This window comes from Anaerostipes caccae L1-92 (genome assembly GCF_014467075.1).
In the GTDB taxonomy this organism is placed as follows: domain Bacteria; phylum Bacillota; class Clostridia; order Lachnospirales; family Lachnospiraceae; genus Anaerostipes; species Anaerostipes caccae.
In genome coordinates, this window is record NZ_AP023027.1 from 1,348,025 (window position 1) to 1,362,500 (window position 14,476).

Here is a 14,476-nt window from a genome sequence, read left to right on the forward strand (position 1 = left end):
AGACATGACACAGATAATAGATGGAAAAAAGATCTCAGCGGAGATCAAAGACGAGTTAAAGCAGGAAGTAGCAGCCATGAAAGCAGAGGGAAAAGAGATTGCTCTGGCAGTGATCCAGGTAGGTGAAGATCCTGCATCCTCTGTCTATGTGAGGAATAAGAAAAAAGCATGCGAATATATTGGGATTACTTCTGTATCTTATGAGATACCGGAAGATTCCACCCAGCAGGAACTGCTTGATCTGGTGGAAAAGTGCAACAAAGATCCAAAGATCAACGGGATTTTAGTCCAGCTCCCTCTGCCGCCGCATATGGATGAGGACGCAGTGATCCATGCCATTGATCCGAAAAAGGACGTAGATGGGTTTCATCCGGTCAGCGTGGGAAATATGGTAATTGGAAATGACGGATTTCTTCCGTGCACTCCGGCCGGCATTATAGAACTCCTGAAGCGGTCCGGTGTGGAGATCGGCGGAAAAGAATGTGTCGTCGTGGGAAGAAGCAATATTGTAGGCAAACCTATGTCCATGCTGCTGCTCAGAGAAAACGGTACCGTGACCGTCTGCCATTCCAGGACAAGGAATCTGCGGGAAGTATGCAGCCGCGCGGATATCCTGGTAGTAGCTGTCGGAAGGCCTAAATTCATTGATGCATCTTATGTCAAAGAAGGGGCTGTCATTATCGATGTGGGTATTCACAGAAATGAAAATAACAAGCTTTGCGGAGACGTGGATTTTGACGCAGTGAAGGAAAAGACATCTGCGATCACTCCGGTGCCGGGCGGCGTTGGACCGATGACTATCGCTATGCTGATGAAAAACTGTGTACAGTCAAAAAAATTGTTTGGAGAATAACAGATGAAAATACTTTTTATTTCTCTTGGATGTGATAAAAATCTTGTAGACAGTGAGGTGATGCTGGGACTGCTCACAGAGAGAGGACACACTTTGACGAACGACGAGGAAGAGGCGGATGTGATCGTCATCAACACATGCTGTTTCATTCATGACGCCAAGGAAGAGAGCATTAATACGATCCTTGAGATGGCAGCTTATAAAGAGCAGAATCTGAAAGCTCTCGTGGTCGCAGGATGTCTGTCTGAGCGCTATAAAGACGAGATACTGGAGGAGATTCCGGAAATTGATGCGGTACTCGGGACTACCAGTTACGATTCCATTGTCGAGGCAGTGGATGAGGCTCTTGCGGGCAATGGTTATGAACATTATGAGAGTATCGATTATCTTCCGGACAATTCCGGACACCGGCGTCTGGTCACAACTGGAAGCCACATGGCATACTTAAAGATCGCCGAAGGATGCGACAAAAGGTGCAGCTATTGTATCATACCAAAGATCCGGGGGAGATTTCGGAGTGTTCCGATGAAGGAACTGTTAAAGAGTGCCCGGGAGCTGGCTGCATCTGGTGTGACGGAACTTGTTCTGGTGGCTCAGGAGACGACTCTGTACGGGAAGGACCTGACAGGGAAAAAAGAGCTTCCAACGCTTCTGAAAGAGTTGTGCGGGGTGGAAGGAATTGAGTGGATCCGCCTGCTGTACTGCTACCCTGAGGAGATCACCGATGAGCTGATCCGGACCATAAAGGAAGAAGAAAAGGTTGTAAACTATATCGATATGCCGATTCAGCACTGCAGTGACGGGATTTTGAAGAGGATGGGCCGCAGGACATCCAAACATGATATTGAAACGATCATCGCAAAGCTTAGAAAAGAGATTCCGGATATGGCGATTCGTACAACGCTTATCACCGGTTTCCCTGGCGAGACAGAAGAACAGCACGAAGAACTGAAGGAGTTTGTGAGGCAGCAGCGCTTTGAGCGCCTGGGAGTCTTCACTTATTCTCCCGAGGAGGATACTAAGGCAGCAGAATTTGAGGGACAGATTGAAGAAGATGTGAAGGAAGCCAGAAGGGATGAACTGATGGCTCTGCAGCAGAAGATTTCTTATGAACATACTCATGAAATGGTTGGAAAAACCATCCGGGTCCTGATTGAGGGATACCTGTTTGAAGATGATGTGTATGTAGGCCGCAGCTATATGGATGCACCGAAAGTGGACGGATGTGTCTTTGTGACTTCACCGGAAGAACTGCTGACCGGAGACTATGTTTATGTGAAAATTACCAAAGGAAATGAGTACGATTTGATAGGAGAGATGGACTATGAATTTACCGAATAAACTAACGATATTGAGAGTATTAATGATACCGATTTTTATTTTTGTACTGCTGGCGGAACCGTTTGGCGAGATCAGCAAGTGGATTGCCGTGGCCATTTTTATCATCGCAAGCCTTACGGACTTTCTAGACGGACACATCGCGAGGAAGTACAATCTTGTGACCAATTTTGGGAAATTTATGGACCCTTTGGCAGATAAGCTTTTGGTCTGCTCTGCCATGATTGCTCTCGTGGGAATGAACCGCCTGGCATCATGGATCGCAATCATTATTATCGTCAGAGAATTTATTATCAGCGGTTTCCGTCTGATTGCATCAGACAACGGTGTGGTAATTGCAGCCAGCTATTGGGGCAAATTCAAAACCAATTTTCAGATGTTTATGATCATCATGCTGATCATCGACCTGGGAACCGGCACAGCGGTGCTTATTGAAAATATTTTAGTATACATTTCGCTTGTGTTGACCATCATATCATTGTTGGATTATTTATTAAAAAACAAGAATGTCTTGAAATAGAAGGAGACAATTATGACAGCAGAAATTATTTGTGTGGGAACAGAAATATTATTAGGCAACATTGTCAACACCAATGCTGCCTACCTGTCAGAACGCTTAGCCGCCCTTGGGATAAGCGTTTTTTTTGAGACCACTGTGGGTGACAATCCGGAGCGTGTGGAAGAAGTGATTCGGACAGGAATGAAACGGTCGGATATCCTGATCTTGTCAGGGGGTCTCGGGCCTACGAAGGATGACCTGACAAAAGAGATTGCGGCAAAAGCATGCGGACAGGAACTTGTGGAAGATGCAGAGGCGAAGGAGCGGCTCACTTCCTACTTTACGAGCATCAAACGCCCGATGACGGAAAACAATTTAAAACAGGCCATGGTGCCGGAAGACTGTACTGTTTTATACAACAAAAACGGCACAGCGCCCGGTATGGTGGTCAACGCACCGGAAGACAAGAAGATTATCCTGCTGCCGGGACCTCCAGGTGAGCTGATCCCGATGTTTCATGAGCAGGCAGAACCGATTCTTTCCCGACTTCAGCCTGGTATCTTATATTCCAAGGTTGTCAAGATCGACTGCCTGGGAGAAAGCTATGTGGAAACCCAGATCATGGACCTGATCGATGAACAGAGCAATCCGACGGTGGCACCGTATGCAAAATTAGGAGAAGTGCATTTGAGGGTGACGGCCAAGGCTGACTCTGAAGATGAGGCAAAGGAACTTGTCATGCCTATGGTGGAAGAACTGAAATCAAGATTTGGGGATAAGATTTATACCATTGAGGAAGACGAAACACTGGAGGAAGTGGTCGTAAAGATGCTTGAGAGCAGGGGCGATAAGATCGCCTGTGCCGAGTCCTGTACCGGCGGCCTGCTGGCCGGAAGGCTGATCAATGTTCCCGGGGCGTCAAATGTGCTGGAAGAAAGTTTTATTACTTACTCCAATGAAGCTAAAAAGAAGTATCTTGGTGTAAAAGAGGACACTCTGAAAGCCCACGGGGCGGTATCGGAAGAAACTGCCCGGGAAATGGCGGAAGGCGTCTTAAGAGCTTCAGGAGCCGACATCGGTGTGGGGATTACCGGACTTGCCGGTCCGGGAGGAGAGACCGGAACAAAGAAACCGGGGCTGGTCTATATCGGAGTCAGCAGAAAGGGAAATACTGTTGTGAAGAAGTATGATCTGAGAGGAAACCGCGCCAAGATCAGAGAAGTTTCTGTGTGCAGGGCACTGACGATGATACGGAAAGCGCTGTCAGAGTGATTGTAAAACATGTAAAAATATGTTAAAATAAAAGAGAAAAACAAGTACGAACAAATATTCGCCGAACACTTGTTTTTCTCTTTGTGCTATGATATAATCAAAAACGGTTCATAATAAGATAAAAGGAGAATACAGATGCAACAGACAGAGAAGTTAAAGGCATTGGATGCAGCTCTTACGAAGATAGAGAAAGATTACGGCAAAGGAGCCGTGATGAAACTTGGAGAATACCAGGCAGACATGAGCATTGAGACTACACCGACAGGATCTCTGAGCCTGGATATCGCTCTCGGAGTCGGAGGTATACCGAGGGGAAGGGTGATCGAGATTTACGGTCCGGAGTCAAGCGGTAAGACAACGGTCGCATTACATATGGTGGCAGAAGTGCAGAAGCGGGGCGGCATTGCAGGGTTTATAGATGCAGAGCATGCTCTCGACCCGGTCTATGCGCAGAATATCGGAGTGGATGTGGACAACCTCTATATTTCTCAGCCGGATACCGGAGAGCAGGGACTTGAGATCGCCGAGACTATGGTGCGTTCCGGCGCTGTGGATATCATTATCGTCGATTCTGTCGCAGCATTGGTGCCAAAGGCAGAGATCGACGGAGACATGGGAGATTCCCATGTGGGCCTCCAGGCAAGGCTCATGTCACAGGCTCTGAGAAAACTGACGGCTATCATCAGTAAGTCCAACTGTACCGTGATCTTTATCAACCAGCTGAGAGAAAAAGTCGGAGTCATGTTCGGAAATCCCGAGACAACGACCGGAGGCCGTGCTCTGAAGTTCTATTCTTCCATCCGTCTGGACGTACGGCGTATCGAGACACTGAAGCAGGCCGGGGACATGGTAGGAAACCGTACCCGTATCAAAGTAGTAAAGAATAAGGTTGCTCCGCCGTTTAAACAGGCAGAGTTCGATATCATGTTCGGTGAAGGCATCTCCAAAGAAGGCGATATTCTGGATCTGGCAGCCGGCGTGGATGTGATCAAAAAGAGCGGTGCATGGTATGCATATCAGGGCGAAAAGATCGGACAGGGAAGAGAGAATGCCAAGACATACTTAAAAGAACATCCGGAAGTAGCTCAGGAAGTGGAGTCCGCAGTCCGCAGGGAATACGGACTGGAAGCAGGAACAGAGGACGCCGCACCGGCAGAAGAAAAGCCGGATACAAATCAGCAGTAAGCGTCGGATATGAGAGTGACGATGCTGGAGCCGGTGGGAAAGAAGCAGATCAGACTTTATCTGGAGGATGAGCGGTATTGTCTTTTATATGCGGGGGAGGCCAGGCGGCTTGGCCTGAAAGAAGACATGGACTTATCCGAAGTACAGAAGAACGAACTGGACAGCATGCTCCTCAGCCGGGCCAAATTAAAGGCGATGAATCTTTTAAAAGTCTCTGACCGGACAAAGGAAGAGATCAGGATGAGGCTCAGGCGTCTGGAACTGCCTGAATCCTGTATAGAAGGAGCGGTATCCTATGTGGAAGGATACCACTATATAGACGATGAAGCCTATGTGAGGAATTATATCGGGTACCGGGGTTTTTCAAAGAGCCGCCTGAAACTCAGACAGGAATTGTTGAAGAAGGGGATAAGCACGGAGCTGTTTGAACAAATTTGGGAAGAGTCTGCTGTCTCAGAGTCAGATATTCTGAGAACACAGATAAAAAAAAGAATTCGGCAGAAAGGACCGGTAACAGAGGAAAATTTCCAGAAGAATCTGGCTTTCTTTGCCAGAAAGGGATTTTCAATTCATGACATTTTAGAAATTCTTAAGGAATATAAAGAGTAATTCAGTTGATTTTTCTAGAAAACGGGATATAATAAGATTAGAACCAGAGTTACATGTCAAGTTCTTTAAGGAGATCGAATGAGAAAAAAATCACACATTTCATTGGCTGGACAAATTATGGACTCACTGAGACTGGAAGAAGTTTTTGACTATAAGTTACCGTTTTATGTCGGGAGTATCTGGCCGGACTGCAGACCATCCTTTTTGACAACACCGCATACTTTTGACATAACATATGATAAAATAGAGAATCAACTTGATGACTTTGTAGCAGACTACGATACCCTGAAGGGGATGAACATGCGCCGCTGTGCAAAGTTGGGAGTGATTATTCATTATATTGCTGATTACTTTACGTTTCCCCACAACAGCACTTACGAGGGCAATGTAAAAGACCATTGTATTTATGAGAGGGATTTAAAACACGGACTCAAAGAGTATCTCTCCACAGAAGAAGCCATGGAGCGCAAAGACAAGATTGTTCCGCTGAATTCTACAAAAGGTTTGTCTGAATTCATTCAGAACATCCATGCAGAATATATGCGCCGTGAACACAGCGTGGCAGATGATATTAAGTACATTGTGGATGTGTGCACCACAGTAGTGATGAGCATATTAAATATTATTAAGATCAGCTATGAGAATGTTGCTCTGAAAGTACAGTACGCATAAGCAGAAGAATCTATACCGCAGGATAGCTTTTATAAAAAGTCATCCTGCGGCATTTTTTTGTGGAAGAAGGAAATAATTTATAAATAAGAAAGGAGAACAGAGGTATGAGATTAAAAGATAAAGTAATCTTGATTACAGCTTCAACGAGGGGGATTGGTCTGGCGATAACGAAAGCGTGTGCAGAAGAAGGTGCTATTGTATATATGGGGGCCAGAAACCTGGAACGCGCGGGACAGAGAGCGGATGAGCTGAATCAGAAGGGTTTCCGGGTGAAGTATGTGTACAATGATGCCTATGAACCGGAAACTTACGACAGTATGGTGGAGGAAGTGGTGAAAAACGAGGGGCGTATCGATGTGCTTGTCAACAATTTCGGCACTTCAGATCCAAAGAAAGATATGGATATCAGTCATACGGACTGCAAAGATTTCCTGCATATCGTCAATACCAATCTGACCAGCGTGTTTGCGGCTTCCCAGGCAGCCATAAAATACATGGAAACACAGGGAGGCGGCAGCATCATTAATATCTCTTCCGTAGGCGGATTGGTGCCGGATATCTCTCAGGTTGCTTATGGAACCAGCAAAGCGGCGATCAATTATCTCACTAAATTGATTGCAGTCCAGGAGGCAAGGCACAATATACGGTGCAACGCTGTTCTGCCGGGCATGACGGCGACGGATGCAGTGCAGGATCATTTGAGCGAGGAGTTCAGAGAATTTTTCTTAAAACACACGCCGATCCGGAGAATGGGAAAACCGGAGGAGATCGCGGCGGCAGTCGTTTATTTTGCCGGTGATGAATCTGCTTATACTACCGGGCAGATCATGGATATATCCGGGGGATTCGGGAAAGCGACCCCTATTTTCGGAGACATGGCGGAAATGAAGCAGAAGCGCTGAAAAAGAGCAGGCACCAATACAGGATGCCTGCTCTTTCTGAATTTATTCCATAGAAAAGTCGCCTATGGAATAAAAACGCTCCACGGGTTGTACACAGATGCATAAGGGAATCATTTGACTGCGTCAAATCGCATCTGGCACGTAAAGTTGTCAATCCCCTCAGAGAATGAGAGGTTGGGGAGATAAGGTACTTGCCCACTTTGTTCCAATTTAGTTTTCTTCGTCATAGTTTGCGACCTGGCGTTTTCTTGCGGACGCATCGTTTTCCAGATATTCATCATAAGTCCCGAGGAAGTCGACCATGCCGCTGTCCGTAAATTCGATGATACGGTTGGCAGTAGTTTGTACAAATTGGTGATCCTGTGAACTGAACAGCAGGCCTCCGGTAAACTTGTGGAGCCCTTCATTCAGGGCGGTGATGGATTCCATATCCAGGTGGTTGGTCGGTTCATCCAAGATAAGGATGTTGGCTCCGCTGATCATCAGCTTAGACAGCATACAGCGGACCTTTTCTCCTCCGGATAAAACAGAAACTTTCTTTAAGGCTTCTTCACCGGAGAAAAGCATACGCCCGAGGAAACCGCGGACAAAGGTGACGTCCTTGTCTTCAGAGTACTGGCTGAGCCACTCTGCGATAGACATATCTTCACTGAAGTCCTTTGTGTTGTCCTTAGGGAAATAGGATTGGGAAGTCGTGACACCCCATTTGTATGTGCCCTCATCCGGTTCCAGTTCCCCGGCAACGATACGGAAAAAGGTTGTAGTAGCCAGTGTATTCGGGCCTACGAAAGCAATCTTATCTTCAGGATTCATGGTGAAAGAAACGTTATCCAACACCTTTACACCGTCAATAGTCTTGGAGAGTCCCTCCACTGAGAGGGCGTCGTTTCCAATGTCACGGGTTGGTTTAAAATTAATATAAGGATATTTTCTGCTGGATGGTTTGATCTCGTCCAGCTGGATCTTATCCAATGCTTTTTTTCTGGATGTGGCCTGCTTGGATTTGGAAGCGTTGGCGCTGAACCTTGCGATGAAGTCCTGCAGCTCCTTGATCTTTTCTTCTTTTTTCTTATTGGCATCCTTCATCTGCTTGGAGATCAGCTGGCTGGACTCATACCAGAAATCATAGTTTCCGGTGTAGAGCTGGATCTTCGCATAGTCAATGTCAGCGATGTGGGTGCATACCTTATTTAAGAAATAGCGGTCATGGGATACAACGATAACGGTGTTGTCAAAGTCTATAAGGAAGTCTTCCAGCCAGCGGATGGCTTCCAGATCCAAATGGTTGGTCGGCTCATCCAGCAGAAGGATATCCGGATTTCCGAATAATGCCTGGGCCAAAAGGACTTTGACCTTCTGGGAACCATTCAGTTCTGACATCTTAGAATAGTGAAGATCATTGTCAATACCAAGTCCATTCAGCAAAGTTGCGGCATCGGATTCGGCTTCCCAGCCGTTCATATCGGCAAACTCGGCTTCCAGTTCGCTGGCCTTAATGCCGTCTTCCTCTGTAAAATCCTCCTTGGCATAGATCGCGTCTTTTTCTTTCATAATTTCATAGAGCCGGGTGTTCCCCAGCATGACAGCATCCAGCACCGTGTATTCATCATACTGGTAGTGATCCTGTTTTAATACGGACAGCCTTTGGCCGTCTGTGATGGCTACCTCACCCTGAGACGGCTCCAGTTCACCGGACAGGATTTTTAAAAAAGTTGATTTGCCCGCTCCGTTGGCACCGATCAGGCCATAACAGTTGCCCTCTGTAAATTTGATGTTTACATCTTCAAATAATGCGCGTTTTCCAAGGCGCAGTGTCACATTGATTGCTTGTATCATGGAAATAAACCTTTCTTATTTAAATTTCGTTTGGGATCGTCTTTTTTCTATTTTACAGGAAAGTGAAACTTTTTCAAGTGATATTTCCGCAGAACAGTAAAATGTGCAAGGAAAAATACTTGACAAACAGAAAGATATCCGATAGACTAAATTTCGGTAAAGGAAAAACACTTTACAGGAGAGGCAACATGGAATGGATTGTAGAACAGACGCTTTTATACGATTTTTACGGAGAGCTTCTGACAGAACACCAGAAAGAAATATACGAAGACCATGTACTGAATGATTTGTCTCCCAGCGAGATTGCAGGAGAACACGGGATAACGAGACAGGCTGCCTACGATATGATCAGGCGCTGCAATAAAATTCTCGCCGGATATGAGAGAAAGCTACACCTTGTGGAAAAGTTTTTGAGGACGAAAGAAAAAGTAAGCGAGATTCATCTTCTGGCCAAGAGCATTTTAGATGCGGAAGATCAGGAACAGATGAAAACAGAGATCAGAAAGATTGAGCAGGTATCCAACGGGATTCTGGAAGATTTGTAACAGATCGCCGGTGTCTGCGGCGGATTCAGGAGGATGTTATGGCATTTGAAAGTTTATCTGAGAAACTTCAAAACGTATTTAAAAATTTGAGAAGCAAGGGACGCCTGACAGAGAGCGATGTAAAAGCAGCGATGAAAGAAGTGAAGCGGGCGCTTTTAGAAGCCGATGTCAACTTTAAAGTTGTTAAAACGTTTATTAAAGCTGTTCAGGACCGTGCTGTGGGGCAGGATGTATTAAACGGACTGAACCCGGGACAGATGGTCATTAAGATAGTAAAAGAAGAGATGGAAGCCCTGATGGGTTCCACAACCACCGAGATTCAGTTAAAACCCGGCAATGAGATCACGGTTATCCTGATGGCAGGTCTCCAGGGTGCGGGTAAAACAACGACTACGGCTAAGATCGCCGGAAAGTATAAACAGAAGGGAAAACGCCCGTTATTAGTGGCCTGTGATGTCTATCGTCCGGCAGCGATCAAACAGCTTCAGGTCAATGGAGAAAAACAGGGTGTCCCGGTATTTTCCATGGGAGATAAGATGAACCCTGTGGATATCGCAAAGGCATCCATCGAGCATGCGGCGAAGAACGGCAACAACATTGTCATTCTGGATACAGCGGGCCGTTTACATATCGACGAGGATATGATGACAGAGCTGATTGCCATCAAGCAGGCCGTCGATGTGCATCAGACCATTCTTGTAGTAGATGCCATGACCGGACAGGATGCGGTCAATGTGGCAAAAGATTTTAACGAAAAAGTCGGAGTCGACGGTGTCATCATTACAAAGATGGATGGCGATACCAGGGGCGGGGCGGCATTATCGATCCGTTCTGTCACAGGGAAACCAATTTTATATATTGGTATGGGAGAGAAGCTGGATGATCTTCAGCAGTTCTATCCTGACCGCATGACGAGCCGGATTCTCGGAATGGGAGATGTGCTGACTCTGATCGAGAAGGCAGAAGCTACCGTGGATGAGGAAAAAGCTCTGGAGATGCAGCAAAAACTCCGAAAAGCTTCTTTTACCTTTGACGACTTTTTAGAACAGATGGAGCAGGTAAAGAAGATGGGAGGGCTTGCCGACATGCTGTCCATGATCCCGGGACTTGGGAATCAGTTAAAGGGTGCAGACCTGGATGACAGTATGATGGACCGGACCGCATCAATCATCTATTCGATGACGAAGGAAGAGCGGGCTACGCCGGAAATCATCAATCCTTCCAGAAGAAAAAGGATTGCTGACGGTGCAGGGGTGCCGATCTCAGAAGTCAACAAGCTTTGCAAACAGTTCCAGAACCAAAAGAAGATGATGAAGCAGATGTCAGGTATGTTTGGTGGCAAGGGCGGAAAAAAAGGCAGATTTAAATTACCTTTTTAACGCTTTGTTATAGATATTATTAACTATTAAAAATTATGGAGGTGAAACAGATGGCAGTAAAGATGAGATTAAAAAGAATGGGACAGAAAAAGTCTCCTTTTTATAGAGTGGTTGTAGCAGATTCCAGATCTCCGAGAGATGGAAAATTCATCGAAGAAATCGGTACTTACGATCCGAATCAGGATCCAAGTGTGATCAAATTCGACGAAGACGCTGCAAAAAAATGGTTATCTCAGGGAGCACAGCCGACAGATACTGTTGCAAAATTACTTAAAGTTGCTGGAATTGAAAAATAGTTAGGAGGCAAAACGCATGAAACATTTGTTAGAAGTGATTGCAAAAGCCCTCGTAGATCAACCGGACGAAGTAACAGTAATCGAGCGTGAGACTGAAGATGCTTTAATCTTGGAATTACATGTTGCCCCAGGTGATATGGGAAAAGTCATTGGCAAACAGGGAAGGATTGCAAAGGCGATCCGGACTGTGGTCAAGGCTTCCGTTGATAAAGGCGACAAAAAGATTGTTGTAGATATACAATAAAGGTTAAAATCCTGTAATCAAGGTGTTATACTGAGGTTACAGGATTTTTTGTGTCATAAATCCCAGTATATTATAACAGAAGGAGAAAGACTATGATCCAGTTGGTATCTTGGAATGTAAACGGGCTGAGAGCCTGTGTGAAAAAAGGATTTTTAGATGTGATGGAGCAGCTGGATGCAGATATATTCTGTATTCAGGAAACAAAGCTTCAGGAGGGCCAGATCGATCTGGAACTTCCGGATTATTATCAATATTGGAATTACGCAGAGAAAAAAGGATATTCAGGGACGGCGGTATTTACAAAGATTAAGCCTTTGTCTGTAAAAAATGGAATCGGTGTCGATGAGTTTGACCACGAGGGACGAGTGATCACTCTGGAGTTTGACGACTATTTTCTTGTGACCTGCTATACTCCGAATTCCCAGAGTGAGCTTGCCAGATTATCCTACCGGATGGACTGGGAAGAAAATTTCAGAGAGTATCTGCTCAAACTTGAAGAGGACAAGCCCGTGATCCTCTGCGGCGACCTGAATGTGGCGCACACGGAGATCGATTTGAAGAATCCAAAGACAAACAGGAAAAATGCGGGATTTACGGATGAGGAGAGAGAAAAATTCACGAAACTTTTAGAGGCAGGATTTATTGATACATTCCGCCATTTTTACCCGGATGTGACCGAGGCATACAGCTGGTGGTCCTATCGGTTCAGGGCAAGGGAGAAAAATGCGGGATGGCGCATTGACTATTTCTGTGTTTCCGAGGGCCTTGAAGAACGCCTGGCAGAGGCAGTTATCCACACAGATATTTATGGTTCTGACCACTGCCCGGTTGGATTGTATCTGGAATAACAGAAAGGACTGAGGCTTATGAAGACGCTGAAAAAAGCAGCTAAAATCATGGCAGCGGTGATCACTGCAGTCGTGTTTGTGTTTACAGGATTGCTGATCTTTGTTACGGTGATGGAATACCGGCCCCAAAAGACAGAAAGTATAAAAAAATCAGAGGGAACCAGAGAGGTTTCCAGAGAAGATCCATTTACCGTGGTCAGTCTGAATACCGGATACGCCGGTCTTGGAGAGGACGAAGACTTTTTTATGGACGGAGGCACGAAAGTGAGACCGGACAGCAAGGCTCAGGTGGAGGAAAATCTTGCAGGAATTGCGGGGATACTGAAGGAACACAGAGCGGACACTTATTTTCTGCAGGAAGTGGATCTGGATTCCAAGCGCTCTTATTCCACTGATCAGAAGAAGTATTATGAGACGATGCTCGGACTGGGCGGGATGTTCGCCTATAACTTCAAAGTGGCATATGCTCCGTATCCCTGGCCAACCATCGGACATGTGGAGAGCGGTCTTTTGACGCTGACGGACGCCAGGATAAACCAAGCCGAAAGGATAGCACTGCCGGAATCTTTTTCATGGCCTCTTAAAACGTGCAATCTGAAACGGTGCCTTTTAAAGACGAGGGTGCCGGTCAAAGGATCCAGGGCGGAGCTTGTACTGATCAATCTGCATTTGGAAGCCTATGATTCCGGAGAAGGAAAAGAAGCTCAGAGCAAAATGCTTCTGAAAGTGCTGGAAGAAGAATATAAGAAAGGGAACTACGTGATCGCAGGAGGAGATTTTAACCAGACTTTTGAGGGCATCACCAAGTATCCGATCCGCAGTAAAGAAGACTGGACACCTGGGGCAATCGGTAATGAGATACTTCCGGCGGGTTTTCAATTTGCCATTGATGATTCATATCCCACATGCCGTCTCCTGAACAAAGCCTATGAGAAGGATTCACAGGTTTATGTGATCGATGGCTTTATTGTCTCGCCGAATGTACAGGTGGAACAGGTGAAAGTCATGAATCATGATTTCCGTTATACAGACCATCAGCCGGTCAGGCTGAAAGTAAAACTTAAATAGAAAAGAGGCTCCCTGTATTTTGACAATACAGGGAGCCTTCTTTTTAATCGTCTTCTTTCAGGTCAATCTTTTCCGAAGCCTGATACAGGTTAATAATATCTGTTAAAGACTCTTCCATCTTTTCCTGTATCCCTTCAAGTTTATTGGGGTCTACATTGTAATTCAGGAATAATTTCTCTATGTTTTCTGTGACATGATGTCCCAAATGTGAAATGAGCAGGAAGGTATCAAAGTTCTTGCTGTTCTTTGCGTTTACAAAGCGCTTTAAGTCACTTTGGATAAATTCGAGGATCTCGCGGTCGCTGGCAAACTTGCCATGGATCATGGCATAAGGCTGCACCCGCTGCAGAAAGTATTTGTTGTGGCGGGTGATATTAAATACATAGGATACGATCAGACCGTCTCCCAGATCAAATTCTGCTATGTGCATAATGCTGTTATATTCTTTGATCGACGTGGCGCCCAGCTGACGCAGATTAATGTTAATAAAATCGCCGGTTACTGTGTTTTCATTCATAAAAAATTCTCCTTAAAATAATAATTTCATGTTTATGCAAAGCGGATCAGCAGAAAAATAGAACAGATAAATACGGAAAGGATCATCATAGGAAAGCCAATTTTAAAGTATTTTCCGAAAGAGATAGGGTAACCTGCATTTTTACTGATACCGGAAAGGACTACGTTGGCTGAAGCACCGACCAGAGTACCATTTCCACCGAGACAAGCACCGAGAGAGAGTGCCCACCATAAAGGGGTCACATCTACACCATGTGACTGGATTGTCATAATCATTGGAATCAGAGTGGCCACAAAGGGAATATTGTCAAGGAAGGATGAAACAACCGCAGAGATCCAAAGAATCAGAAGCATGGTCATGGTTATATTTCCTCCGGTGACAGAGAGCAGAGCATTTGCAAGAACTGTGATGAC

Annotated in this window: 17 protein-coding genes (1 of these 17 only partly in view); 14 read left to right on the forward strand and 3 right to left on the reverse strand. The window is 45.6% G+C overall.

The window, feature by feature from the left end; genetic code table 11:
- The first annotated feature begins 4 nt into the window (after positions 1–4).
- The 8 genes from folD to hdhA all read left to right on the forward strand — a co-directional run bounded on the left by folD (position 5) and on the right by hdhA (position 7,330).
- Positions 5–853: a bifunctional methylenetetrahydrofolate dehydrogenase/methenyltetrahydrofolate cyclohydrolase FolD gene (gene folD / locus ANCC_RS06575; protein ID WP_006568916.1), complete on the forward strand. Its 849-nt coding sequence runs from the start codon at positions 5–7 to the stop codon at positions 851–853.
- Positions 854–856: 3 nt separating this feature from the next.
- Complete coding sequence (rimO, locus tag ANCC_RS06580; RefSeq protein ID WP_006568917.1) at positions 857–2,194, forward strand: 30S ribosomal protein S12 methylthiotransferase RimO; 1,338 nt, start codon at positions 857–859, stop codon at positions 2,192–2,194.
- Positions 2,178–2,711, forward strand: a complete 534-nt coding sequence (gene pgsA / locus ANCC_RS06585) for a CDP-diacylglycerol--glycerol-3-phosphate 3-phosphatidyltransferase (protein WP_006568918.1) — start codon at positions 2,178–2,180, stop codon at positions 2,709–2,711. Before rimO ends, pgsA begins: the two co-directional genes overlap by 17 nt.
- A gap of 12 nt (positions 2,712–2,723) precedes the next feature.
- A complete protein-coding gene (locus ANCC_RS06590; RefSeq protein ID WP_006568919.1) occupies positions 2,724–3,962 on the forward strand; it encodes a competence/damage-inducible protein A in 1,239 nt (412 codons plus the stop codon).
- 135 nt (positions 3,963–4,097) lie between these two features.
- Positions 4,098–5,147: a recombinase RecA gene (gene recA, locus ANCC_RS06595; RefSeq protein ID WP_006568920.1), complete on the forward strand. Its 1,050-nt coding sequence runs from the start codon at positions 4,098–4,100 to the stop codon at positions 5,145–5,147.
- Positions 5,148–5,156: 9 nt separating this feature from the next.
- A complete protein-coding gene (locus ANCC_RS06600; RefSeq protein WP_006568921.1) occupies positions 5,157–5,756 on the forward strand; it encodes a regulatory protein RecX in 600 nt (199 codons plus the stop codon).
- Positions 5,757–5,834: 78 nt separating this feature from the next.
- Positions 5,835–6,428 (forward strand): zinc dependent phospholipase C family protein, encoded by a 594-nt coding sequence (locus ANCC_RS06605; RefSeq protein WP_006568922.1) that lies wholly within the window; start codon positions 5,835–5,837, stop codon positions 6,426–6,428.
- A gap of 104 nt (positions 6,429–6,532) precedes the next feature.
- Positions 6,533–7,330 (forward strand): 7alpha-hydroxysteroid dehydrogenase, encoded by a 798-nt coding sequence (gene hdhA / locus ANCC_RS06610; RefSeq protein WP_006568923.1) that lies wholly within the window; start codon positions 6,533–6,535, stop codon positions 7,328–7,330.
- A 210-nt stretch (positions 7,331–7,540) separates the two neighbouring features.
- On the opposite strand, the gene ANCC_RS06615 is transcribed toward hdhA, so the two are convergent.
- Positions 7,541–9,166: an ABC-F family ATP-binding cassette domain-containing protein gene (locus ANCC_RS06615; RefSeq protein ID WP_006568924.1), complete on the reverse strand. Its 1,626-nt coding sequence runs from the start codon at positions 9,164–9,166 to the stop codon at positions 7,541–7,543.
- A gap of 188 nt (positions 9,167–9,354) precedes the next feature.
- Here ANCC_RS06615 and ylxM point away from each other — a divergent pair, with 188 nt between their 5' ends.
- The 6 genes from ylxM to ANCC_RS06645 all read left to right on the forward strand — a co-directional run bounded on the left by ylxM (position 9,355) and on the right by ANCC_RS06645 (position 13,546).
- Positions 9,355–9,711 (forward strand): YlxM family DNA-binding protein, encoded by a 357-nt coding sequence (gene ylxM / locus ANCC_RS06620; protein WP_022260843.1) that lies wholly within the window; start codon positions 9,355–9,357, stop codon positions 9,709–9,711.
- A 38-nt stretch (positions 9,712–9,749) separates the two neighbouring features.
- Complete coding sequence (ffh, locus tag ANCC_RS06625) at positions 9,750–11,090, forward strand: signal recognition particle protein (RefSeq protein WP_006568926.1); 1,341 nt, start codon at positions 9,750–9,752, stop codon at positions 11,088–11,090.
- Between the two features lie 50 nt (positions 11,091–11,140).
- Positions 11,141–11,386, forward strand: coding sequence for a 30S ribosomal protein S16 (rpsP, locus tag ANCC_RS06630; protein ID WP_009288711.1), 246 nt, complete (start codon positions 11,141–11,143; stop codon positions 11,384–11,386).
- Between the two features lie 16 nt (positions 11,387–11,402).
- Complete coding sequence (locus ANCC_RS06635; protein ID WP_006568928.1) at positions 11,403–11,630, forward strand: KH domain-containing protein; 228 nt, start codon at positions 11,403–11,405, stop codon at positions 11,628–11,630.
- A 92-nt stretch (positions 11,631–11,722) separates the two neighbouring features.
- A complete protein-coding gene (locus tag ANCC_RS06640) occupies positions 11,723–12,478 on the forward strand; it encodes an exodeoxyribonuclease III (RefSeq protein WP_006568929.1) in 756 nt (251 codons plus the stop codon).
- Positions 12,479–12,496: 18 nt separating this feature from the next.
- Positions 12,497–13,546 carry an endonuclease/exonuclease/phosphatase family protein gene (locus ANCC_RS06645; protein ID WP_006568930.1) on the forward strand — a complete coding sequence of 350 codons (1,050 nt, stop codon included), beginning with the start codon at positions 12,497–12,499 and terminating at the stop codon, positions 13,544–13,546.
- A gap of 43 nt (positions 13,547–13,589) precedes the next feature.
- On the opposite strand, the gene ANCC_RS06650 is transcribed toward ANCC_RS06645, so the two are convergent.
- Together ANCC_RS06650 and ANCC_RS06655 are read right to left on the reverse strand one after the other, a co-directional pair.
- Entirely contained in the window at positions 13,590–14,063 is a 474-nt protein-coding gene (locus ANCC_RS06650; protein ID WP_006568931.1) for a hypothetical protein, read from the reverse strand.
- Between the two features lie 32 nt (positions 14,064–14,095).
- Positions 14,096–14,476: the final stretch of an ArsB/NhaD family transporter gene (locus tag ANCC_RS06655; protein ID WP_006568932.1), read on the reverse strand. It continues 888 nt past the right edge of the window; the window shows 381 of its 1,269 coding nt (coding positions 889–1,269); its start codon lies beyond the right edge, outside the window; its stop codon occupies positions 14,096–14,098.